The sequence below is a fragment of the Tepidimonas sp. genome, from assembly GCF_036824975.1.
GTDB lineage: Bacteria > Pseudomonadota > Gammaproteobacteria > Burkholderiales > Burkholderiaceae_C > Tepidimonas.
The window spans coordinates 1-21,155 of sequence record NZ_DAISZC010000024.1 but is presented as its reverse complement, the minus strand read 5'-3'; the positions used below and the strand labels follow the sequence as shown (position 1 = coordinate 21,155).

Below are 21,155 nucleotides of genomic sequence, written 5' to 3'. Positions count from 1 at the left end.
GGAAGGCCTGGTCGCCGCCGATGACGAGGCCCTGAACACAAACGACGCTGACGGCGCAGCCGGCCACCAGAACAGCCCACAATGGGGAGCTTCTCGTCCTGACCACGTGGTCGCCACAGACGGCAGAGCTGGCGGCCAGGACAGCGACGACGATGAGCGGTGCGCGGCCCCGGACACCCGCTGCTCCGCTGACGCCAGCGCCCTCGGGATGGCCCCGCTACTGGCAAGCCTGATGATGCCCGCCGCGATGGCGGAGACCGACCGCGCCGCAGGCGGCGCGCAGACACCCACAGACGGGGTACGCGACACACTGACTGCTGTGGCGACCGGCCCGCTGGACGCCGCGCCCGACCGTGCCAGCCTGCCAACCGACCCGCACCAGCTGTCTCGCACACCGGGGGTCGGGCAGCGCGATGAGGGGGCCGCGGCACCGTCGCCTGCCGCGCTGGCGGCGCGCAGCAAGGGGCGCGCACCCACCGCTGCATCCCGGGCCGCTGCTCCCCAGCCGTCGGCCGCCGATACCCGGAGCATGCTCGCCGCCGATGCAGCAGTGGCGGCGCGTCCACTGCAGGCAAGCGCCGTTGCCCCGGCCGCAGCCAGCCCCAGCACGCCCGGCGCGGACGCCGCGGGCGCAGCCGCCGCGTCCGTTGGCGGCGGCGAACGCCCCGGCGCCGGGGCAGCCCACACCGGCAGCAACGGTGATGGCCGCAGCAGCGGCGCCGCCATGCCAGGCGTCCCCGGCGGGCCATCCCCTCTGGAAAGCCTCGACCGTAGCGCCGCAGCGAACGATTTCGGGCTGGTGCTGGGCGAGGCGCTGCACGGCGCATTCGAAGCCATCGGCGCCCAGGTCTCCCTGTGGAGTGCCGGGCGCGCGCAGCGCGCCAGCTTCGACGTGCGCGACGGCCTGGACACCCCGCTGACGGTGGACGTGCAGGTGACCGACGGCGTGGCGCAGCTGCAATTTCGCACCGACGACGCCGCACTGCGCCAGCTGATCCAGGCCCAGGCTCCCACGGCGTTGGCCGACGCGATGGCCCGCGCCGGACTGGCGCTGGGCCAGGTGGACGTGGGCGCACGCGGGCAGGGCGGCGACCGCCCCGCCGACCCGGGGCGCTCCGGCCGCATGCTGCAGACGCGCGTGGCGCTGACCGTCCCCGCCGCTGCTGCCGCCGCACACCCCCTGCGGCGCGGCAGTACCGGGCTGGACGTGTACGCCTGACACCGGCAGATGGTAGACGGCGTTCGCCACAACAGCCCCGACGGCGCCGTGCTGTTCGTCCTTTTGCTCCGGTGGCGGCGGGGCGCACAATCGGCACTGCAGGAAGGTCGTAACGGCACTGCATGCCACAATAATTGGCCGTTGATGTCCCAAGGGGATGTGACGCCAGCCGCCGCAGGGCGACCGCCACCGTACCCTTTAGCTTTGTTCGACCGAGTGCACCACCATGGCCAAATCCGAAGAAACTGCCGCCGCGGAAAAGCCGAAAAGCAAGAAGCTGCTGATCATCATCATTGGCGTGCTGCTCGTACTGCTGCTGGGCGGCGGCGCGGCAGCCTTTTTGCTGATGAGCAAGAGCGCCGACGAGGAGGAGGAAGGCGCCGATGCCCCCAAAGCCAAGGCCGAGGCCAAGGCCAAGCCGAAGAAGCCCGCCGGGCCACCGACTTTCATGCCGCTGGACGCGGTGGTGGTGAATCTGGCCGATGCGGGCTCGACGCGCTATGCGCAGGTCGGTATCACGTTGCAAGTCGAGGACGCGCCGACGGCGGACCTGGTCAAGCAGTACATGCCGGCGATCCGCAACGGCATCTTGATGGCGATTTCGCGCCGCACCGCCGACCAACTGCTCAGCGCCGAGGGCAAGGAGGAGCTGGCCAACGAAATCCTGACGCTGATCCGCAAGACCACCGACACCGAGGAGCATCGCGGCTACAGCCCGGTGGAGGCGGTGTTGTTTTCCAGCATCATCGTGCAGTAAGGGGCGGCCCCAGCGCCGGAGGACACCATGAGCGACGCGTTTCTCTCCCAAGACGAGATCGACGCCCTGCTCGAGGGCGTCACCGGTGAAAGCCAGAAGCTGGCCAAGGAGGAGGTGCAGACGGGCGGTATCCGCACCTATGACCTCTCCAGCCAAGAGCGCATTGTGCGTGGGCGTATGCCCACGATGGAGGTGATCAACGAGCGTTTCGCCCGCAACCTGCGCGTGGGTCTGTTCAACTTCATCCGCCGCAGCCCGGAGGTGTCGGTCGGCCCGGTGCAGGTGCAAAAGTACAGCATGTTCCTGCGCGACCTGGTGGTGCCGACCAACTTCAACATCATGGCGGTGCGGCCGTTGCGCGGCAGCGGCCTGATCGTGTGCGAGCCCACGCTCATCTTCGGCGTCATCGACAGCCTGTTTGGCGGCACGGGCAAGTTCCATACCCGCATCGAGGGACGGGACTTTTCACCCACCGAGCAGCGCGTCATCAACCGTATGGTGGACGTGGTGTCGGAGGAATACAAAAAGGCGTGGAAAGGCATCTACCCGCTGGAGCTGGTGTACCAACGCTCGGAGATGCAGCCGCAGTTCGCCAACATCGCCACACCCAGTGAGATTGTGGTCAGCACCAGCTTCACGCTGGAGATCGGCGACATCACGGGCTCACTGCACCTGTGCATCCCGTACTCGACGCTGGAGCCGATCCGCGACCTGCTGTACTCCAACACACAGGGCGACTCGATGGAAGTCGACCGGCGCTGGGTAAAGCTGCTCAGCCAAGAGATCCAGGCCGCCGAGGTGGAGCTGGTGGCGGAGCTGGCGACCGCCGAAGCCACCGTGGAGCAGCTGCTGGCGATGAAAGTGGGCGACTTCATCGAACTGGAGCGCACCCCGATCATCCAGGCCAAGGTGGATGGTGTACCGGTGCTGGAGTGCGAGTACGGCACACACAACCGCAAATATGCGCTGAAGGTGGTGCGCACCATCCGCAGCAGTGACCAGACCTGGCACGCACACGGAGCAATGAACTATGACAAGTGACAACGACACCCCGGCCGGCCCGGTGGACGAGCAGGCGCTGGCCGACGAGTGGGCACAGGCCCTACAGGAACAAAGCGGTACCGCCGGCGCAGGCGGCAGCGGCGATGCCTTCGCCAGTGCGCCACACTTCGACGGCCCGGCACCAGCCCCCACCGGGAACAACGACATCAGCATGGTGCTGGACATCCCGGTGACGCTGTCGGTGGAGCTGGGCCGCACCAAGGTGCCGATCAAGTACATCCTGCAGCTCGCACAGGGCTCGATCGTCGAGCTCGACGCGCTGGCGGGTGAGCCGATGGACGTGCTGGTCAACGGCTATCTCATCGCCCAGGGCGAGGTGGTGGTGGTCAACGAAAAGTTCGGCATTCGCCTGACCGACATCGTCACCCCCTCCGAGCGTCTGCGACGCCTGAGCAAGCACTGAAACCCCACACGGCCCACCCCATGACGAGCGATGCGATGACACTGGTGCCGGCCCTGGCGCTGCTGGGGGGGCTGGCCGTGCTGGCGTGGGCCGTACGCTGGCTGCGCCGCCGCCTGCCCGCCGGCGTTGGCGGCGGCGCCGCGTTGCGTGTCGTGTCACAGCTGATGCTGGGGCCGCAGCAGCGTGTCGTCGTGGTGGAGCTGGACGGGCCCGGCGGGCCGGTGCAGCTGACGCTGGGCGTGACGCCCCAGCACGTGCGCACATTGCACGTGCGGCCGCTGGGCGCCAAGGCGCCCGACCCCGCCGCTAAGGCACAGCCCGCTGCGCCGGAAGGCTCGTCCGACTATGCCGGTGTGATGCGTGCTGCGCTGCACGGCACCAGAGGCGCGGCGGACGCAGGGCCGAAGGCGGCTGCGGCGCCGCCCGGAACTGATGCTGAGGTGGGTGACCCACGATGAGAAAAGTGCGCCAGTATCGCATGGCGCTGCGCGCATTCGCCATGCACGGCCTGCGCGGGGTTGCTGCGCTGGCGCTGCTGGCGGGTGCGCTCGACGCCGCTGCCCAAGGCACACCGGGTCAGCTGCCATTGGTCATCGGCCAGGGGCCGGGCGGCACCACCTATTCGGTGCCGATCCAGACCCTGCTGTTCTTCACGGCGCTGTCGTTCCTGCCTGCCATCCTGCTGATGATGACGGCGTTTACCCGCATCGTCATCGTGCTGTCGCTGCTGCGGCAGGCATTGGGCACGCAGGCTTCACCCCCCAACCAGGTCATCATCGGCCTGTCGCTGTTCTTAACCTTCTTCGTCATGGGGCCGACGCTGGACCGGGTCTATGAAACCGCCTACGTGCCCTACAGCACCGGACAGGCCAGTTTCGAGCAGGCGGTGGCCGCTGCCGAACAGCCGATGCGCCAGTTCATGAAGGCGCAGACCCGGCAGGCCGACTTCCAGTTGTTCGTCAATCTGGCCAAGCTGCCCCCCACCACCACGGTCGATGAGGCGCCGCTGCGCGTGCTGGTGCCGGCATTCGTGATCAGCGAGCTCAAGACCGCATTTCAGATCGGCTTCATGATTTTTATTCCATTTCTGATCATCGACATGCTGGTGGCCAGCGTGCTGATGTCGCTGGGGATGATGATGCTGTCGCCAGTGCTGGTGGCGCTGCCGTTCAAGCTGATGCTGTTCGTGCTGGCCGATGGTTGGAACCTGTTGATCGGCTCGCTGGCCGCCAGTTTTGCCGCCCCGTAGCGACCGCGCGGGCCGCGGCGCCCGCAGCGACCGGAGCCACCCGACGGCACCCTCGAGCGCACTGCCCGCCACCGACCTCATTCACCCCGACCGGATTCTGCCCATGGAACCCCAAGCCGTCCTCACCCTGGCCCAGCAGGCCATGTTCACGCTGCTGGCCGTCTCGGCCCCGGTGCTGGGGGCCGTGCTCGTCGTCGGCCTGATCATCAGCCTGTTTCAGGCGCTGACGCAGATCAACGAGGCGACGCTGTCGTTCGTGCCCAAGCTGATTGCGGCCATTGCCGTGCTGCTGCTGGTGGGCCCCTGGATGTTGACCACGCTGGTGGAGTACATCCGGCGCGTGCTGCTGGCGCTGCCCGACTACGCGGTCTAAATCCCCCCCGATGGACACCCCGGCGCTGACCTTCACCGAGGCGCAGCTGATGGCGTGGATTGCGCCGGTGTTCTGGCCGTTCCTGCGCATCCTGGGGGTGTTTTCGGCAGCACCGCTGCTGTCGGCGCGCTCGGTGCCGCTGCGCACCCGCATTGGCCTGGCGTTCGTGATGGCGGTGTGCATCCAGCCGGCGCTGCCCGCGGCAGTGACGCTGCCGCTCAACAGCCCACAGGCGCTGGGAGCGGTGGTGCAGCAACTCGCCATCGGCCTGTCGATCGGGCTGGCAGCGCGCATCGTCTTTGCCGCCATCGAAATGGCGGGCGAAATCGTGGGCCTGCAGATGGGCCTGAACTTTGCCGGTTTTTTCGACCCCAGCACCGGCGCGCAAGCCAGCACCGTGGGGCGCTTTTACGGCAACGCGACGATGCTGCTGTTCGTGGCGATGAACGGTCACCTGATGCTGCTGCAGGCAGTGGCGGCCAGCTTCGTCGCCTTTCCGGTGGGCGATGGCAGCTGGGCCGCGCTGCGCAGCATGCGCCTGCACGAGCTGGGCAGCCTGATCTTTGCCTATGGCCTGGGCATCGCGCTGCCCCTGATCGCGCTGCTGCTGTTCGTCAACGTGGTCATGGGCATCATCTCGCGCATTGCGCCGCAGATGAACGTGTTTGCCATCGGGTTTCCGCTGACGCTGTCGGTAGGCCTGGTTGGCATCGCGGTAATGCTGCCCATGCTGGCCGAACCGGTGCAGCAGTTGATGCAGCGCCTGGCGGCCCTGTACGGGATATAGCGCGCCTTGAGCGCAGGCCATCCATATGCCGACGCCGCGACGACGCCACCCTGCTGTCAGCGGTGCCCGGGCCAGCCGCGCTACACCAGCTTATTGCGGATGGCGTATACGGTCAGCTCGGCGTTGTTGCTCAGGCCCAGCTTTTCCAGCACGCGCGCGCGGTAAACGCTGACCGTCTTGGGGCTGATCATCAACGCCTCGGCAATCTGCGACAGCTTTTTGCCCGAGGCGATCAGGCGCAGCGTCTGCAGCTCGCGCTCGGACAGGGTGTCGTGCAGCTCGCCGCCAACGGGTGCCTGCAGGTGGTTGGCCAGCAGCTCCGCCAGTTCGGGCGTGATGTACTTGCGCCCCTGCGCCACCGTGCGCACCGCGGCGATCAGGGCCTGCGGGTCCCCCCCCTTGTTCAGGTAACCCATGGCCCCGGCGCGCAGGCAGCGGATGGCGTACTGGTCTTCCGGGTACATGCTGACCATGACGGTGCGCACCGGGTTGTCTTCCTCGTGCAGCACGGCCAAAATCTCCAGCCCGCTGCGCCCGGGCAAATCGACGTCGAGCAGCAGCACATCAGGCTGCTCGCGGCGCAGCGCCTCGCGCAGGGCGGGGTAGCTGTCCGCCTCGGCCACCACGCGGATATCGGTGGCCTCCAGCAGCGTGTCGCGAATGCCGCGCCGCACCACGGCGTGGTCGTCACACAAAACCACTCGGATCATGCCTCGTCCTCCTCGGCGGACCGCACCGCCAGCGCCCCGTCCAGCGGCAGCGACAAAATCAGCGTCATCCCCTGCCCCGGCGCGGTAATGACATCCAGCCACCCGCCCACGGACTGAGCACGCTCGCGCAGCCCCAGCAACCCGAACGAGCGCTCCTTGGCCAGTTCGGCGGCGCTGGCGCCACACCCGTCGTCGGCGATCTCTACGGTCAGGTGGCCCTCCAGATCACTGACGTCGATGGTGACGCGCCGCGCCTGCGCGTGCTTGAGCACGTTGGTCAGCGCCTCCTGCACGGTGCGGTAGGCCACCATCTCGTGCCGGTTGCTCAGCGCCGCCTGCACGCGCCCGCGCAGCTGCACGGTCAGACCGGTGCGTTCGGCAAAGGTGCGCGCCAGCCAGTCCAGCGCCGCCATCAGCCCCTGGTCCAGCACCGCCGGGCGCAGGTTGCGCATGATGCGCTGGCTCGCTCCCAGCGCGTGCTCGGTCATGGCCAGGGCCGCCTGCACGTGCCCCAGCGCCTCGGCGTCCTCCAGCCGCCGCGCCAGCCACGCCAGGTCCAGCTTGACCGCGGCCAGCGCCCCGCCAATGTCGTCGTGAATTTCGCGCGCGATGTCGGCGCGCTCGCGGTCGATGCTGGTTTGCAAGTGCTCGGTCAGCTCCAGCAGCCGCTGGCGCGACGTGGCCAGCTCACGCGCGGCCTCGGCCTGCGCCCGGCGCGTGGCCGCCAGCTCCAGCGCGCGCTGCAGCACATGGGGCAGGCGCGCGAGCTGGTTTTTGTCCACATAGTCGCTGATACCGCGCACCATGGCGTCAGCCACGGTGGCCTCTCCGATGGCGCCCGACACCAGGATGAAGGGCAGCGAATACCCGCTGGCCTGCAGCCACTCCCAGGCCTGCATGCCGGAGAAACCGGCCAGATGGTAGTCGGCCAGCACGGCGTCTACGGTCGGTGCCTCAGCCGCCAGCGCCGCCTGGAACGCCGCCAGTGTATCCACCAGCATCACCTCCGCCTCGACCTCGGCGCGGCGCAGGGCGCGCACCACCAGCTGGTGGTCGATGGGGTTGTCTTCCAGATGCAACAGTCGCAGCACGGCGCAAACCCGAAAAAGCGGTGCGAAGCCGGACAGCAGGACCGCGCTCCCGTGCGCCCCGTCCGGTTCGACCCTCCATATTGTGAGCGATTCCCGGGTCAAACCGGGCCCTTGTCGGTATCCCGACCGTCACCCGGGGTATGAGGCCACGGTACCGTGTGACGCGCGTACCGTCCGCGCGGCAACCGGTGCGCGACCGACAGCCGACACCAACCCGCCCAACGTGCGCCGGGCCAAGCAACGCGCCACCGGGTCAGGGTGGGCTGACCGAGGGCCAGATTGCCGTTATAGTTACTGCATCGACTCTGGGGCCTCTTGCAGGGCTACGCAATGGCAGACAGCACCGCTCCCTCCCCCACCCCGCAGCGCCGGCGCTGGCCACGGGAAGAGGTTACCGTGGTCGAGCCTCGCCCCGCGCCGCCCGACCCGGACGACGAGCCGACGGTGTCGGTACGGCTGGCTGCCGTGGCCGACCTGCAGGATTCCCTGCTGGTAGCGATGAACGACCTCAAACGCCTGGAAGGCTTGCTCGATCACGCCACCGGCAATTTGCTAGACCGTTTCAACCGCGCCATTGCGCTGGCGGAGATGCTGGCGGCGGAGCGCGGCGCGGAGGGGGCGGTTGCCGAGCTGCGCCAGACGCTAAACCAGGCGGTGCTGGAATTGCAGTTTCACGACTTGGCCACGCAGCTGCTGGTGCACACTGGCAAGGTGCTGCGCGGCTGCGCCTACATGCTGGCGGAGCAGGTGATGGAGCCCGAAGAAGACGAAGTCGGGATGGTGGTGACGCACCTGCCGCAAAATCCGAATCCCGTGACCCAGAGCGAGATGGACGCCGGCTCCGTCGAGCTGTTCTGACGTCATCCCGAACGCCCAAAGGTTGGTCCCATGCACTCGATCCTGGCCGTAGATGATTCCGCGTCCATGCGCAAGATGGTGTCGTTCACCCTCGTAGGAGCGGGCTTTCAGGTGGTGGAGGCGGTCGACGGCGTCGACGCCTACGAAAAAGCCCAGAAGCAGAAGTTCGATTTGGTGCTGACCGACCAGAACATGCCGCGACTGGACGGCATCGGGCTGACGCGCAAGTTGCGCGAGCATCCCCAGTACGCCACGACGCCGATTTTGATTCTGACCACGGAGTCGAGCGACCAGATGAAGCAGGCGGGACGCGCGGCGGGGGCCACCGGCTGGCTCGTCAAGCCGTTTGATCCCAATCGGCTCATCGAGGTCATTCGCAAGGTGATCCGTTGATCCTGCCACCCTGAAAGCGACGCCATGGCTGACACCGCAACCGACGGCTTCGACCTGACGCAGTTCTACCAGATCTTCTTCGAGGAGGCGGGTGAGAACCTGCAGCAGATGGAGCAGCTGCTGCTCAATCTGGATTTGGACACGGTCGACGACGAGACGCTCAACGCCATTTTCCGCTGCGCGCACTCGATCAAGGGCGGAGCGGCTACGTTCGGGTTCGAGGACGTGGCGGAGCTGACGCACCAGATGGAGTCGCTGCTGGACAAGCTGCGCCGACACGAGCTCAAGCCCACCGCGCCCATGGTGGACGTGCTGCTGGAGTCCAGCGATGCGCTCAAGGGCCTGTTGGCCCGCCACCAGGGCCTGGGCGGCGAGCCGCCCGAAACCAGTGCACTGGTGGCGCGTATCCGCGCGCTGGCACAGGGGCAGGTCCCCGCGGCCACGGCCGCCCCGCCCCCGCCGATGGCGGCGCCGGCGCCTGCGCCTGCTGCCGCATCGACGGCTGTTGCCCCGGCGCAGGCCCCCGTGGCCGGGCCGGTCGGCCCCGCGGGCATGCCGGCGGCGGCCCCCCCGGGCGCGCTGCGCCGCCTGCGGGCACGCATCGGGCCGCTGACGCACATGGCCCAGGCCGATGCCATCCAAGAGCTGTTCCGCGACATCGCCGGTCTGGGCCGCATCATCGGCCAGCGTGATGACGGCGCGGTGCGGATCTACGACATCGAAACGACGGGCAGCAACGACGAGCTGCTCGACCTGTTCGCATTTCATGTGGCACGCGAGCAGGTGGTGCTGGAGCCGCTGCCGACTGATGATGCGGGGGGTGCCGCCGCACCCGCCGGCACCATCGCGGCCGAACACAGCCGAGACGTCATCGAAGAAGGCTATGGCCTGTTTGCCGGCGCTCCCGGCAGCCCGGTGGCAGCCACCGTCACCGACGCCCGCGGTGTGGCCAGCCCGGCGCCCGATCTGGTACAGGGCTACGGCCTGTTTGCCGGCGCGCCAGGCAATCCGGTCACACCAGAGCAGCATGCGGCCGCCGTCCAGACCGACTCGGCACCGGAGGCCACCGGGCCAGAGGGTGCCGCCGCTGCGCCCGGCGCCGCCGCACAGGCGGATGCGCGTGCGCGCGACAGCGCCAAGGCCGCCCGGGCTGCAGCCAGTGCCCAGCTCGAAACCACCACGCTGCGGGTGTCGGTCAGCAAGATCGACCAGCTCATCAACCAAGTCGGCGAGCTGGTCATCACGCAGGCCATGCTGGCGCAGTACAGCCGCGATCTGGACGCCACGCTGCACCAGCAGCTGCTCTCCGGCCTGGCTGACCTCGAGCGCAACACGCGCGATTTGCAGGAATCGGTGATGTCGATCCGCATGATTCCGATGTCGGTCGTCTTCAGCCGCTTCCCGCGCATGCTGCGCGACTTGGCCGGCAAACTCGGCAAGAAGGTCGAACTCGTCACGCACGGCGAGGCCACCGAACTGGACAAGGGCCTGATCGAGAAGATCACCGACCCGCTGACGCACCTGATCCGCAACAGCTGCGACCACGGTATCGAGCTGCCGCACGAGCGTCTGGCCAAGGGCAAGCCCGAGGTCGGCACCATCACGCTGTCGGCGGCGCACCAGGGCGGCTCGATCCTGATCGAGGTCCGCGACGACGGCCGCGGCCTGTCGCGCGCCAAGCTGCTGGCCAAGGCGCGCGAGCGCGGCATCCCCTGCTCCGACGACATGAGCGATCAGGAGGTCTGGCAGCTGATCTTCGCGCCGGGCTTCTCCACCGCCGAGGTGGTCACCGACGTCTCTGGCCGCGGCGTCGGCATGGACGTGGTCAAGAAGAATATCGCCTCGCTGGGCGGCTCGGTGGAAATCGACTCGGCCGAGGGCTACGGCATGAGCGTCAAAGTGCGCCTGCCGCTGACGCTGGCCATCATGGACGGCATGACGGTGCGTGTGGGCGACGAGGTCTACATCCTGCCGCTGTCGTCGGTGGTGGAGTCGTTCCAGGTCACCGCCACCGACATCAACACCGTGGCGCAAAGCGCCCAGCTGGTGAAGGTGCGCGAAGAATATATGCCCGTCATTCAGCTCGACCGCCTGTTTGCGGTGCCGCGCCGTGGCGAGGATCCATCGGCCAACAGCATCATGGTCGTCATCGAGTCGGACGGCTCGCGCGTGGCGCTGGTGGTCGATGAGTTGCTGGGTCAACAACAGGTCGTCATCAAAAACCTGGAAGCCAACTACCGCAAGGTGCCTAATGTCTCGGGGGCCACGATTCTGGGTGACGGCAGTGTCTCACTGATTCTGGACACGTCTGCCTTGGTGCGGCGTGTGCGCCAGTGACCCTGTCTGCCGCCCGACGGATACCATGATGCCGGATGCCGCCGCCACACTGCAGACACGCGAGTTCGTGTGGACGCAGCAGGATTTCGAGCGCATCCGGCAACTCATCTACCGCCACGCCGGCATCAGCCTGCATGAGGGCAAGCAGGCCATGGTGTACAGCCGCGTCTCGCGTCGTCTGCGCGAGACGGGGCACCTGAGCTTTCGCGACTACCTGGACTGGCTGCAAGCCCACCCGGACGCCGACGAGTGGCAGGAATTCGTCAACGCGCTGACCACCAACCTCACCTCGTTCTTCCGCGAGAATCATCATTTCGTCGAACTGGCGCGGTTGGTGCGCGAAGGCGGCAGCGGACGCGAGTGGAAGGTGTGGTGCAGTGCCTCGTCCACCGGCGAGGAGCCCTACTCGATTGCCATCACGCTGGCCGACGTGCTGGGCATCCAGGGTGCGTTCCGGGTCTGGGCCAGCGACATCGACACGCGTGTGCTGCAGACCGCCCAGCGCGGCATCTACAAACTCGAGCAGCTGCGTGCGGTCAGCCCCGAGCAGTTGCGCAGGTATTTCCTGCGCGGCACCGGTGCCAACGAGGGCTTGGCGCGTGTCAAGCCCGAGCTGCAGCGACACCTGCAGTTCTTCACGCTCAATCTGGTCGAGGAGCACTGGTCCCTGCGCGAAGAATTCGACGCCATTTTCTGTCGCAATGTGATGATTTACTTCGACCATGCGACGCAGCGCCAGGTGTTGCGGCGGCTGCACCGGTTGCTCAAGCCGCACGGCACGCTGTTCGTCGGCCACGCGGAAAACTTCAGCGACGCGCGTGATCTCTTCCGGCTGCGCGGAAAAACCATTTACGAAAAAGTATGAGCCCACCCGTGCGCACCCCACAGCATGTGCAGCTGCTCAAGTCACGGCCGCGCAAGCCGGGGGAGGCTTCCTTTTTCTTCTATGACCAGCACTTCAAGTATGCGGCCGCAAAGGTGCTGCCGGGGGAGTATTTCGTCAGCGACGAGGACATCCTGATCATGACGGTGCTGGGCTCGTGCATCGCCGCCTGCATCTGGGACTCGCGGTTGCGCATTGGTGGCATGAATCACTTCATGCTGCCTGAGGGCGCGGGCGACACCACCGGGCGCTATGGGTCTTACGCGATGGAACTGCTGATCAACGAACTGATCAAGCGCGGTTCCTCGCGCGAGTACATGCAGGCTAAGGTGTTCGGTGGCGGTGCGGTCATCGCCGGCATGACCAGCATGAACGTCGGTGAGCGCAATACCCAGTTCGTGCTGGACTACCTCGCCACCGAGCGCATTCCGGTCGTCTCCAAGGATGTGATGGACATCTACCCGCGCAAGGTGGTGTTTTTTCCGGTGACAGGCAAAGCCATGGTCAAGCGGCTGGCCCACGCCCACCCCGATACGCTCGAGTCGCAGGAACGCCAGGGCGTGGCGACGCGCCTGGCGCAGACCAACGCCGGCGGCACCGTGGATCTGTTCTGACGTTACGTTTTTTTCGTATGCCCGACAAGATCAAGGTGGTGGTGGTCGACGACTCGGCGCTGGTGCGCAGTCTGCTGAGCGAAATCATCAACAAGCAGCCCGATATGACCTGCGTGGGCGTCGCCAGCGACCCCTACATGGCACGCGAGATCATCCGCGAGCGCAACCCCGACGTCATCACGCTCGACGTAGAAATGCCCAAGATGGACGGCCTGGAATTTCTGGCGCGGCTGATGCGCCTGCGGCCCATGCCCGTCGTGATGGTGTCCACGCTGACCGAAAAGGGGGCTGAGACGACGTTGCGCGCGCTCGAACTGGGTGCCGTCGATTTCGTCGCCAAACCTCGGCTGGGAGTAGCGTCCGGCTTGCAGCAGCTCGCCGACGACATCGTGGAAAAAATCCGCATCGCCGCGCGCGCACACGTGCGCCGCCTTCCGGCGGCTGCCCCGGCCGCCGCGCCCGCTCCAGCCCGCATGGCGGGGGCTGCTTCCCCCACTGCGGCATCGGCGCCTTCCGGCCAGGCAGGGTCATCCGCAGCGGCGCCGGCATTGCGTCTGAGCACGGAAAAGGTGATCTGCATCGGCGCCTCCACCGGCGGCACCGAGGCGATCAAGGAAATCCTGGTCGAGCTGCCCCCGGACGCACCAGCCGTTGTCATCACGCAGCACATGCCTGCCGGCTTTACGGCCAGCTTCGCCGCGCGCCTGGACAGTCTGTGCCGCATCCGCGTGGCCGAAGCACACGACGGCGAACGAATCCTGCCCGGGCACGCCTACATCGCACCCGGCGGCAAGCAGTTTTACCTGAGCCGCAGCGGCGCCAACTACGTGGCGGTGGTGGATGACTCGCCGCCGGTCAACCGGCACAAACCCTCGGTCGAAGTGCTGTTTCGCTCCTGTGCCCGCGTGCTGGGCCCCAACGCCATTGGCGTGATGCTGACCGGCATGGGCGGTGACGGCGCCGAAGCGATGAAGGAAATGCGCGATGCCGGCGCCTACAACATCGCGCAGGACGAAGCGAGCTGCGTGGTGTTTGGCATGCCGAAGATGGCGATCCAGGCAGGCGCGGTGCACGAGGTGCTGCCGCTGAAACAGATCGCGCGCGCGATCATGGAGCGCGTGGCCACCGCTGGCGTGCGGCACCGCATCTGACGCCGCTGGCGCGCTCTCAGGCCAAGCGGTCGATGCGTGTACCCGCCACAGCAGGCGGCTCGCCCTGCTGGGTGGCGGAGTAGGTCTGTGCTGCCTCTTCGGGCGGCAGAGCGGCCAGCGGCTTGGCCAGCAGACGGGTCTGCAACTCCTCCAGCCGCTTGGCTCGCTCCTGCGCGGCGGCACGCGCCTCCTCGCCGATCATCATGTCCACCGCGGCACGGCTGGCCTTCCACATGTTGGGCAGCAGTTCCTTGATCTGCGTCTCCAGCGCCTCCAGCGCCGGGTTTTTGACGGTGATCGCAGAGGCGTCGGCCTCTTCCCGCCCGCGCGGCCCCGCTGCCGTCTCGGCACGTCGTGCGGCATCGCGTTGCGCAGCCAGGTCGGCCGCCACCTCATCGGGCGCTGCCCGCGAGCTGCGTCCGGACTCGCCAGCCGGCTGCTGCGCCCCGCCGGGCGCGTCGGCGACCACACCCGCGTCAGCCGCGCGCGCGGCTGCGCCGCCCTGATCTGACGCACCCGCGGCCCCCGGCCTGGGCACCCCGTCCGCGCGTCGCTGCCCGTCTGCACCCGCTGGCGGCAGACCCGAGCGCTCAGGAGCAGCGGCGTTGTTGAAAATGTCGGCGCGTTGCCCCTCCTGGGGCGGCGTTACCGGCGCCAGCGGCGAGGGCGCACCCTGCGCCTGCACACGCGCCACCTCCCCCTGCGGCGTAACCCCCGCCCCGGTCTCTTCGCGGGCCACGGCGTTACTGGGCCGCACGGCCGCCGCCGGCTGCGCACGCGCAACCGGCGGCGTAGCCTGCGGCATCGGCGCAACAGCAATCGAAGATATGGTCAACATGGCGCACCCCTCGCGAACTCTCACCCTGTGGACCCATGCCCCGGGTTCATCTTCGTTATCGGCTGTCTTGAGCCCGACTTTAGGGCGAAATGTGGTTTTTTTCCAGCTTTGGGCTCGCAGCCGCCGGCAGGCGCGCCCCGCTTGGCCCCGCCGTGCCGAACTGCGCTCGGTCTGTGGACCCGCTGGGGCGCGTGCAGCAGTGCTGCCTGCACCCCGCCGTTTCGGGCTGCAGTCGGCCCGCCCGTATCAGGAAAAAACACCGCGGTCTGTCACTCATCTTCCTCCTGCGCCTAGGGCTGCGGTCGGCGTGACGTTCCGTCGCCAAGCCGTTCCATCCCCCCTATCCACCATCCAGGGCAGCGGTGACGCTGCCTCTGGCGTGCGCAGGGCGACCGCAACCCCAACCTGCCCCACCGTCACGGCCGGCGGTGGGGCCACTACAATTGCCATATCCCATCATCCGCCCGAGAGCCGGTTTTTGCGACACGGTCCGGGTCGGCCCGCATCGCAAGGAATCCCACATGGCAACCCCGCTCCCGCTGCATGACCGTGACGGCAAAATCTGGATGGATGGCGCGCTCATCGATTGGCGCGACGCCAAAGTGCATGTGCTCACCCACACCCTGCACTACGGCTGCGGCGCCTTCGAGGGCGTGCGGGCCTACAAGACCGAGCGCGGCACCGCCATCTTCCGCCTGCAGGAGCACACCCAGCGCCTGTTCAACAGCGCCAAGATCCTGCGCATGAAAATCCCCTTCACGATGGAGGAAGTCAATGAGGCGCAGCGCACCGTGGTGCGCGCCAATGGATTGGAGAGCGGCTACATCCGGCCGCTGACCTGGATCGGTTCCGAAAAGCTCGGCGTCAGCCCCAAGGGCAACCGCGTGCACCTGATGGTGGCGGCATGGGCTTGGGGCGCCTATTTGGGCGAGCAAGGCCTCAAGCGCGGCATCCGCGTCAAGACCTCCAGCTACACGCGCCACCACGTCAACATCACGATGACGCAGGCCAAGACGGTATCGAACTACACCAACTCCATCTTGGCCAACATGGAGGCCACCGACGACGGCTATGACGAGGCGCTGCTGCTCGACCCCAGCGGCTTCGTGTCGGAGGGCGCGGGCGAAAACCTGTTCATCGTCAAGGACGGCGTCATCTACACCCCCGACCTGTCGGCCGGCGCGCTCAACGGCATCACCCGCAACACGGTGCTGCATATCGCGCGCGACCTGGGGCTGGAGGTGGTACAAAAGCGCATCACGCGCGATGAGGTCTACATCGCCGATGAAGCCTTCTTCACCGGCACCGCGGCCGAGGTCACCCCGATCCGCGAACTCGACCGTGTGCAGATCGGCGCCGGCGAGCGCGGCCCGGTCACGGAAAAAATCCAAAGCGCCTTCTTCGACATCGTCAACGGCCGCAACCCCAAGTACGCCCACTGGCTGACCCTGGTCTGAACCATGAGCACCGCCACCTTCACCCCACCGGCGATCGTCGAGCTGGCCGCCAGCGACCTCAACGCCCATGGCGGCGTGTTTTGCCCCAACCCCAAGGCCGGCATGGACCTGTGGAACAGCCATCCGCGCGTGTTCCTGGATGTCGCGAAATCCGGTGAGGCCGCGTGTCCGTACTGCGCAACGGTGTATCGGCTGCGCGCTGGCGAGTCTGCAGGACGCAGACATTGACCCGCGCAGCGCAGCTCGCTTGAGCCGCTCTGCAATGGACTTCACTAACACGCGCCCAGGCGGCGCCGTAAATCGCCTGTTGGCCGTTGCGGCCTTCGTATTGCCTGCATTGAGCCTGGCATTGCCCAGTGGTTACTCCTGGGGTGCATTGCTCATGGTGATGGCCGGGGCGTGGACACTGGTCACACCCCCCTGGCGAAATCAGTGTGACTCGTCGAAGGCACTGGCCGCTTTCAGCTTGGCGACGGCGGCCATGGCGCTGATTTGGATCGGTCGCCTGGATATCGACTGGACAGCAGGCATCAAACCCAGCGACTTCGATCGAACGGCCAAATATGTCCTCGCTCTGCTGGCCATTCCAGCCCTGTGCCGTGCCACCCCGCCCAGCGTGTGGCTACGGCGCGGCTGTTGGACAGGGGCCTGGCTGGCGGGATTGACCGCGGCTTGGCAAGTCCATGGGTTGGGAGCCGAACGGGCTTCCGGATATACCAATGCCATTCAGTTTGGCAATATCGCGCTCTTGCTCGCTTTGTGGAGTGCCTTGTGGTGGCGATACGCCCATAACGGCGTGACACGCTGGTGGGCAGCGGGTGCGGTCGCAGCGGGCGTTTATGCATCGCTGGCCTCTGGCACGAGGGGAGGCTGGATCATCGCCCCTGCCCTCGTGCTGCTGATGTGGTGGCTGCACCGAACGCCATCGCGGGGCGATAGACAGCCTGCACCCCGATGGCGAACGTGGGGCCCCATCGCGGTGGTTAGTGCGCTCACGGGTGCTTTGCTGGCTCTGCAATGGCCAGCGCTTGAAAACCGCATCGAACACATCCGTCAGGAATGGACGCTGTATCACCAAGCCCGGGTAAGCGAGAACTCGATCGGGCACCGGCTGGCGCATTGGGAGCTGGCTTGGCAGATGGGATGGGATCGTCCCTGGTTGGGGTGGAGTGAAGCGGGCTATGCGCTGGAGAAGCAGCGGCGCGTCGAAACCGGCGAAGCCCCACCGGTGGTGCTTCGGTTTGGGCACGCCCACAATGAATGGCTGGACCTGTGGGCCAAGGCCGGTCTTCTCGGTATCACGAGCCTTGCGCTGTTTTACGGTGTCCCGCTCGTGGTGTATGGAACAGCGCTGCGGCACGCTAGGACGCTGCCGCCCGGCACGGAGCGTGACGAACGACAAGCCATTGCCGCCTCAGGACTGGTCTTGGTGGTTGGCTTCATAGGATTTGGTTTGACACAGGTCATGTTTGCCCACAACAGCGGCAACATGATGTACTTGTTCATGAACCTGCTGTGGATCGGGGCACTGTGCTGCCCGCGCACGGCGAGCCGCACATGAGTGACCGAAGCGCCGACACCAACCTCACCGGGCTACGCCGACAGGGGCGTCGCCTGCGTGTTTTGCATTTCGCCACTGGTGGCTTCTCAGGGGCCACACAGGTGGCCGTCGACCTGTGCGGAGACGACACGCAACAGCAGACGCTGCTGGTGTTGCGGCGTCGCGCCAACGATCCGGCAGCGCGTATCTCTGAGTTGCGCGCACGTGGGCTGGCGGTCGACGTTGTGCCACGCCCTCGCCTACTTGCGATCTGGCGCCTGTGGCAGATCTGCCGCACCTGGCGCCCAGACATTCTCGTCGCCCATGGTTTTAGTGACCACCTGTGGGGGCGCTACGCCGGGCTCATGGCCGGGGTGCCGCATCTGGTGCATGTCGAGCACAATGTGCGTGAGCGCTACGGCTGGTGGCTGCTGTGGCAGTCACGTTGGCTGGCGCGCCGCACCGATGCGCTGGTCGGTGTTTCGGATGCGGTGCGGGCGGCACTGGTGCGGCTGGGGCATCCCCCCGCGCGGTGCATCACGATTTACAACGGCATCGACCTGTCCCGCTGGCCATCTGGTCTGCCCTGGGATGAGCGCGAATCCGCCGTGTTGATGGCGGCCCGGTTTGCACGGCAAAAGGACCACGAAACGCTGATTCGCGCGGCGCGACTGCTGGTGGACCAGGGCACGCCGTTGGTCTTCTATGTGGCCGGAGGCGGCAGCCGTCGCTGGCGGGCCCGGTCCGAGCGCTTGGTCGAGCAACTCGGCGTCGCACCGTGGGTACGTTTTCTCGGTCCGGTCGACGACTTGCCCGCTCTCTATGGCCGCGTCCGCTACTGTCTGCTCAGCTCCCACTACGAGGGACTGGGCTTGGCGCTGATCGAAGGCATGGCCAGCGGATGCTGTGCCATAGGCTCCGATGTGGAGGGCATTCGGGAAGTGATCGACGACGGGAACACAGGGTTGCTGGTGCCACATGGCGACGCACACGCCTTAGCACACACATTGGCTACTCTCATCACAAACGAATGCCAGGGGCAGCGACTGGCCAAGGCCGGCCAACAGATGGTACGCGCGCGCTTCGATCGTCTGGTCATGCGGGCAGCTTACTGGCAACTGTTCCGCCGCTTGGTGACGGACGATGACAGAGAAACCCCGGAGTCTTCAACCGAACTCCGAACGCCCGATGGGTCCCACAGCCGGTAACTGTTGCTGTCGGCGGTACCAGGCGTTGCGAATCGTGTAGTCGAGCTGCAACCTCCAGCGAACCCAACGCTCGCCCCAGCTTCGTCGGTGGCGTCCCCCCGACCAGATGCTGCTCGATTCAGAGATGGCCCCCATCGTGACGACAGCAGGCGTCACCCCCGCCACCCGCAAACCACACTCCCACCAGTAACGCACGTCGACGTCAACCGGCCGCCCAAACGGACGACGCCCCGCCAACAGCTTGCGCGCGCCGCTGCGACTAAGGATATAGCCGTTGCTCATGCTTGGCACACGCCGGTATGTGATCAACCGATGATTAGGCGTCAAGGGCCGCTCGCCCCATGGCTGCTCCCCCTCACGGCTGTAGAGCTTGACGATATCCCAGCTATCGGCCGGCAACTGCGCCACCGCGTGGACCACTTCGGCAAAGCCCGTCTCCAGCGACACGTCGTCTTCCAGCACAACCACAGCGGGGTTCTGGGACGCCAGTAGGTGTTCGCAGGCGCGCAGATGGCTGGCGTAGCAGCCCTTCTCGCCATCGGCCAGCGGTCGAAAAAACTGTACGGCATTGAGCGCTGGCGAGTACAGCTGTGCCTGCTCGGCCGCACTAAGTTTCCTCCACAGCACACCTGCCAGACGTTGATGCGGGAAAGGCAGTGGTGCGAGCAACGCTTCCATGCGCTCCCGACGCTGCACGTCGCGGTCGAGGTTGATGTAGACGATGGGCAACATGGACTGCACCGCTGGCCTCACGACACGATGTAAGCCGCCGCCCCGCAGGCCAGCAGCTTCCCGTCCACCGCCAGAAAGGCCATGCGGGTGGAAGCCACGCGCGAACCCAAACGCAGAACTTCGGCCTCCAAATCGAAGGTTTCGCCGATGCCGGGACGCAAATAGTCGATACGCAGGTCGATGGTGCCCAGCTTGGCAAAGCGCTGCAAGCGCTGCGCCGGGGGTTCATCGAGGTGACGCGCGCCAATGGCGGCCATCACCGCCAGACCCCCCATGGCGTCGAGCGCGGCGCTGATGACACCGCCGTGGATGCGGTTGTATGCGAAGTGGCCGACCAGCTGCGGCCGCATGGCGATGTGCCCGCGCACGCGCTCCGGCGCAATCTGGGTCACACGCAGGCCCAGCACCTGGTTGAATACGATCTTCTCTTCGAAGATCTGCCGTACACCCTCGAGGAACTCGTCCTCGAAAGCCACGGATGGCACCGGGGGATGAACGATGGGCGTCATCGACCTGGTATGCGAAGTGGACAAAGAAAAGACCAGGGGGCGGGTACCACGTTACGAGTTCAGCTCGCTGGTCCCGCCGGCCATCACACCCGGCTAAAGTCAGGCGCGCGCTTTTCCAGAAAAGCGGCAAAGGCCTCCTTGGCCGCCGGCTCGCGCAGCATGCGACCAAACACCGCCCCTTCCTCGGTCATGCGCTGCAGCACGGCGTCCTGCTGCGCGCCTTTCATCAGGCGCTTGGTCTCGACGAGCGAGGTCAGCGGCTTGGCCGCCAGCTTGCGCGCCACTTGCTGCGTGTAGGCGTTGACTTCCCCGGGCGGCAGCACTTTGTTGACCAGCCCCACCTCCAGCGCGGCCTCGGCGTAGATCGGCTCGCCCATCAGCAGCGCCTCGGCTGCACGGTGGTAGCCCAGCATCTGCGGCGCAATCAGGCTCGACGCCCCTTCGGCGCACAGGCCCAAGTTGACAAACGGCATGGAAAACGCGGCGTTGTCCCCGGCATAGACCAGATCGCAGTGGAACAGCATCGTGGTGCCGATGCCCACCGCCGGCCCGCACACCGCCGCCACCAGCGGCTTGGGGAACGTGGCGATGGCACGCAAGAAGCGAAACACAGGGCTGTCCAGCCCAGCCGGGGGCTGGCACAGAAATTCCTCGATGTCGTTGCCGGCGGAAAACACCGCTTCGCTGCCTTGGATGACGGCGACGCGTACCTCAGCGTCCGAGGCCGCACGCGCCAGCGCATCGGCCAGTGTCGCGTACATGGCACTGGTCAGCGAGTTCTTCCGTGCAGGACGGTTCAGAGTCAGCGTCAGGACGCCCCCTTCGGTGTGTTCGAGAATGTCAGACATCGTGTGCGCTTTCCGGTTGTCCTTCGATTATCGGGGTAAGCCTGTGCGCTTGTGTGTCACACACGCTCGAAAATGCCGGCCGCACCCTGCCCCATGCCCACACACATGGTGACCATGCCGTAGCGCAGCTTGCGGC

General features: G+C 66.7%; 24 protein-coding genes. 18 read left to right on the top strand and 6 right to left on the bottom strand.

The window, feature by feature from the left end; genetic code table 11:
- The first annotated feature begins 529 nt into the window (after positions 1–529).
- The 8 genes from V7Z54_RS04540 to fliR all read left to right on the top strand — a co-directional run bounded on the left by V7Z54_RS04540 (position 530) and on the right by fliR (position 5,850).
- A complete protein-coding gene (locus V7Z54_RS04540) occupies positions 530–1,219 on the top strand; it encodes a flagellar hook-length control protein FliK (protein WP_334134691.1) in 690 nt (229 codons plus the stop codon).
- A 226-nt stretch (positions 1,220–1,445) separates the two neighbouring features.
- Positions 1,446–1,976, top strand: coding sequence for a flagellar basal body-associated FliL family protein (locus tag V7Z54_RS04535; RefSeq protein ID WP_334134690.1), 531 nt, complete (start codon positions 1,446–1,448; stop codon positions 1,974–1,976).
- A 27-nt stretch (positions 1,977–2,003) separates the two neighbouring features.
- Positions 2,004–3,017, top strand: a complete 1,014-nt coding sequence (fliM, locus tag V7Z54_RS04530; RefSeq protein ID WP_334134689.1) for a flagellar motor switch protein FliM — start codon at positions 2,004–2,006, stop codon at positions 3,015–3,017.
- Positions 3,007–3,441: a flagellar motor switch protein FliN gene (fliN, locus tag V7Z54_RS04525; protein WP_334134688.1), complete on the top strand. Its 435-nt coding sequence runs from the start codon at positions 3,007–3,009 to the stop codon at positions 3,439–3,441. Before fliM ends, fliN begins: the two co-directional genes overlap by 11 nt.
- 20 nt (positions 3,442–3,461) lie before the next feature.
- The gene (locus V7Z54_RS04520; RefSeq protein WP_334134686.1) at positions 3,462–3,899 is read left to right on the top strand and encodes a FliO/MopB family protein; all 438 of its coding nucleotides are present in this window, start codon (positions 3,462–3,464) and stop codon (positions 3,897–3,899) included.
- 41 nt (positions 3,900–3,940) lie between these two features.
- Positions 3,941–4,690 (top strand): flagellar type III secretion system pore protein FliP, encoded by a 750-nt coding sequence (fliP, locus tag V7Z54_RS04515; protein WP_334134701.1) that lies wholly within the window; start codon positions 3,941–3,943, stop codon positions 4,688–4,690.
- Between the two features lie 103 nt (positions 4,691–4,793).
- The gene (fliQ, locus tag V7Z54_RS04510; protein ID WP_334134685.1) at positions 4,794–5,063 is read left to right on the top strand and encodes a flagellar biosynthesis protein FliQ; all 270 of its coding nucleotides are present in this window, start codon (positions 4,794–4,796) and stop codon (positions 5,061–5,063) included.
- 10 nt (positions 5,064–5,073) lie between these two features.
- Positions 5,074–5,850 carry a flagellar biosynthetic protein FliR gene (gene fliR, locus V7Z54_RS04505; RefSeq protein ID WP_334134683.1) on the top strand — a complete coding sequence of 259 codons (777 nt, stop codon included), beginning with the start codon at positions 5,074–5,076 and terminating at the stop codon, positions 5,848–5,850.
- Positions 5,851–5,930: 80 nt separating this feature from the next.
- On the opposite strand, the gene V7Z54_RS04500 is transcribed toward fliR, so the two are convergent.
- Entirely contained in the window at positions 5,931–6,560 is a 630-nt protein-coding gene (locus tag V7Z54_RS04500; protein WP_334134682.1) for a response regulator transcription factor, read from the bottom strand.
- On the bottom strand, positions 6,557–7,651 hold the full coding sequence (locus tag V7Z54_RS04495; RefSeq protein ID WP_334134680.1) for a hybrid sensor histidine kinase/response regulator: 1,095 nt from the start codon (positions 7,649–7,651) through the stop codon (positions 6,557–6,559). The genes V7Z54_RS04500 and V7Z54_RS04495 overlap by 4 nt, the downstream gene beginning before the upstream one ends.
- A 396-nt stretch (positions 7,652–8,047) precedes the next feature.
- Here V7Z54_RS04495 and V7Z54_RS04490 point away from each other — a divergent pair, with 396 nt between their 5' ends.
- Genes V7Z54_RS04490 through V7Z54_RS04465 form a run of 6 tightly spaced genes read left to right on the top strand, consistent with a single transcriptional unit; the run spans position 8,048 to position 13,887 of the window.
- Entirely contained in the window at positions 8,048–8,509 is a 462-nt protein-coding gene (locus tag V7Z54_RS04490) for a hypothetical protein (RefSeq protein WP_443082427.1), read from the top strand.
- Between the two features lie 30 nt (positions 8,510–8,539).
- Positions 8,540–8,902, top strand: a complete 363-nt coding sequence (locus tag V7Z54_RS04485; RefSeq protein WP_334134678.1) for a response regulator — start codon at positions 8,540–8,542, stop codon at positions 8,900–8,902.
- Positions 8,903–8,926: 24 nt separating this feature from the next.
- Positions 8,927–11,239, top strand: coding sequence for a chemotaxis protein CheA (locus V7Z54_RS04480; RefSeq protein ID WP_334134677.1), 2,313 nt, complete (start codon positions 8,927–8,929; stop codon positions 11,237–11,239).
- A gap of 25 nt (positions 11,240–11,264) precedes the next feature.
- Positions 11,265–12,104 carry a CheR family methyltransferase gene (locus tag V7Z54_RS04475; protein WP_334134676.1) on the top strand — a complete coding sequence of 280 codons (840 nt, stop codon included), beginning with the start codon at positions 11,265–11,267 and terminating at the stop codon, positions 12,102–12,104.
- A complete protein-coding gene (cheD, locus tag V7Z54_RS04470) occupies positions 12,101–12,736 on the top strand; it encodes a chemoreceptor glutamine deamidase CheD (protein WP_334134674.1) in 636 nt (211 codons plus the stop codon). Before V7Z54_RS04475 ends, cheD begins: the two co-directional genes overlap by 4 nt.
- Positions 12,737–12,753: 17 nt before the next feature.
- Positions 12,754–13,887: a protein-glutamate methylesterase/protein-glutamine glutaminase gene (locus tag V7Z54_RS04465; protein WP_334134672.1), complete on the top strand. Its 1,134-nt coding sequence runs from the start codon at positions 12,754–12,756 to the stop codon at positions 13,885–13,887.
- Positions 13,888–13,903: 16 nt separating this feature from the next.
- Here the strand turns inward: V7Z54_RS04465 and V7Z54_RS04460 are convergent, their stop codons facing one another.
- Positions 13,904–14,725 (bottom strand): hypothetical protein, encoded by an 822-nt coding sequence (locus tag V7Z54_RS04460; RefSeq protein WP_334134671.1) that lies wholly within the window; start codon positions 14,723–14,725, stop codon positions 13,904–13,906.
- A 521-nt stretch (positions 14,726–15,246) separates the two neighbouring features.
- On the opposite strand from V7Z54_RS04460, the gene V7Z54_RS04455 reads away from it, so the two are divergent.
- From V7Z54_RS04455 to V7Z54_RS04440, 4 genes are read left to right on the top strand one after another with little or no spacing between them, the layout of a single operon-like run.
- Positions 15,247–16,182, top strand: a complete 936-nt coding sequence (locus V7Z54_RS04455; protein ID WP_334134669.1) for a branched-chain amino acid transaminase — start codon at positions 15,247–15,249, stop codon at positions 16,180–16,182.
- A gap of 3 nt (positions 16,183–16,185) precedes the next feature.
- On the top strand, positions 16,186–16,410 hold the full coding sequence (locus V7Z54_RS04450) for a zinc-finger domain-containing protein (RefSeq protein ID WP_334134667.1): 225 nt from the start codon (positions 16,186–16,188) through the stop codon (positions 16,408–16,410).
- A gap of 34 nt (positions 16,411–16,444) precedes the next feature.
- A complete protein-coding gene (locus tag V7Z54_RS04445) occupies positions 16,445–17,743 on the top strand; it encodes an O-antigen ligase family protein (RefSeq protein ID WP_334134665.1) in 1,299 nt (432 codons plus the stop codon).
- Positions 17,740–18,930, top strand: coding sequence for a glycosyltransferase (locus V7Z54_RS04440; RefSeq protein WP_334134662.1), 1,191 nt, complete (start codon positions 17,740–17,742; stop codon positions 18,928–18,930). Before V7Z54_RS04445 ends, V7Z54_RS04440 begins: the two co-directional genes overlap by 4 nt.
- Here V7Z54_RS04440 and V7Z54_RS04435 read toward each other — a convergent pair.
- From V7Z54_RS04435 to V7Z54_RS04425, 3 genes are all read right to left on the bottom strand, one after another.
- Entirely contained in the window at positions 18,889–19,662 is a 774-nt protein-coding gene (locus V7Z54_RS04435; RefSeq protein WP_334134660.1) for a glycosyltransferase family 25 protein, read from the bottom strand. The genes V7Z54_RS04440 and V7Z54_RS04435 overlap by 42 nt on opposite strands.
- Before the next feature lie 17 nt (positions 19,663–19,679).
- Positions 19,680–20,171 carry a thioesterase family protein gene (locus tag V7Z54_RS04430; protein ID WP_334134658.1) on the bottom strand — a complete coding sequence of 164 codons (492 nt, stop codon included), beginning with the start codon at positions 20,169–20,171 and terminating at the stop codon, positions 19,680–19,682.
- Between the two features lie 83 nt (positions 20,172–20,254).
- Positions 20,255–21,019: an enoyl-CoA hydratase gene (locus tag V7Z54_RS04425; protein WP_334134656.1), complete on the bottom strand. Its 765-nt coding sequence runs from the start codon at positions 21,017–21,019 to the stop codon at positions 20,255–20,257.
- Between the last annotated feature and the right edge of the window lie 136 nt (positions 21,020–21,155).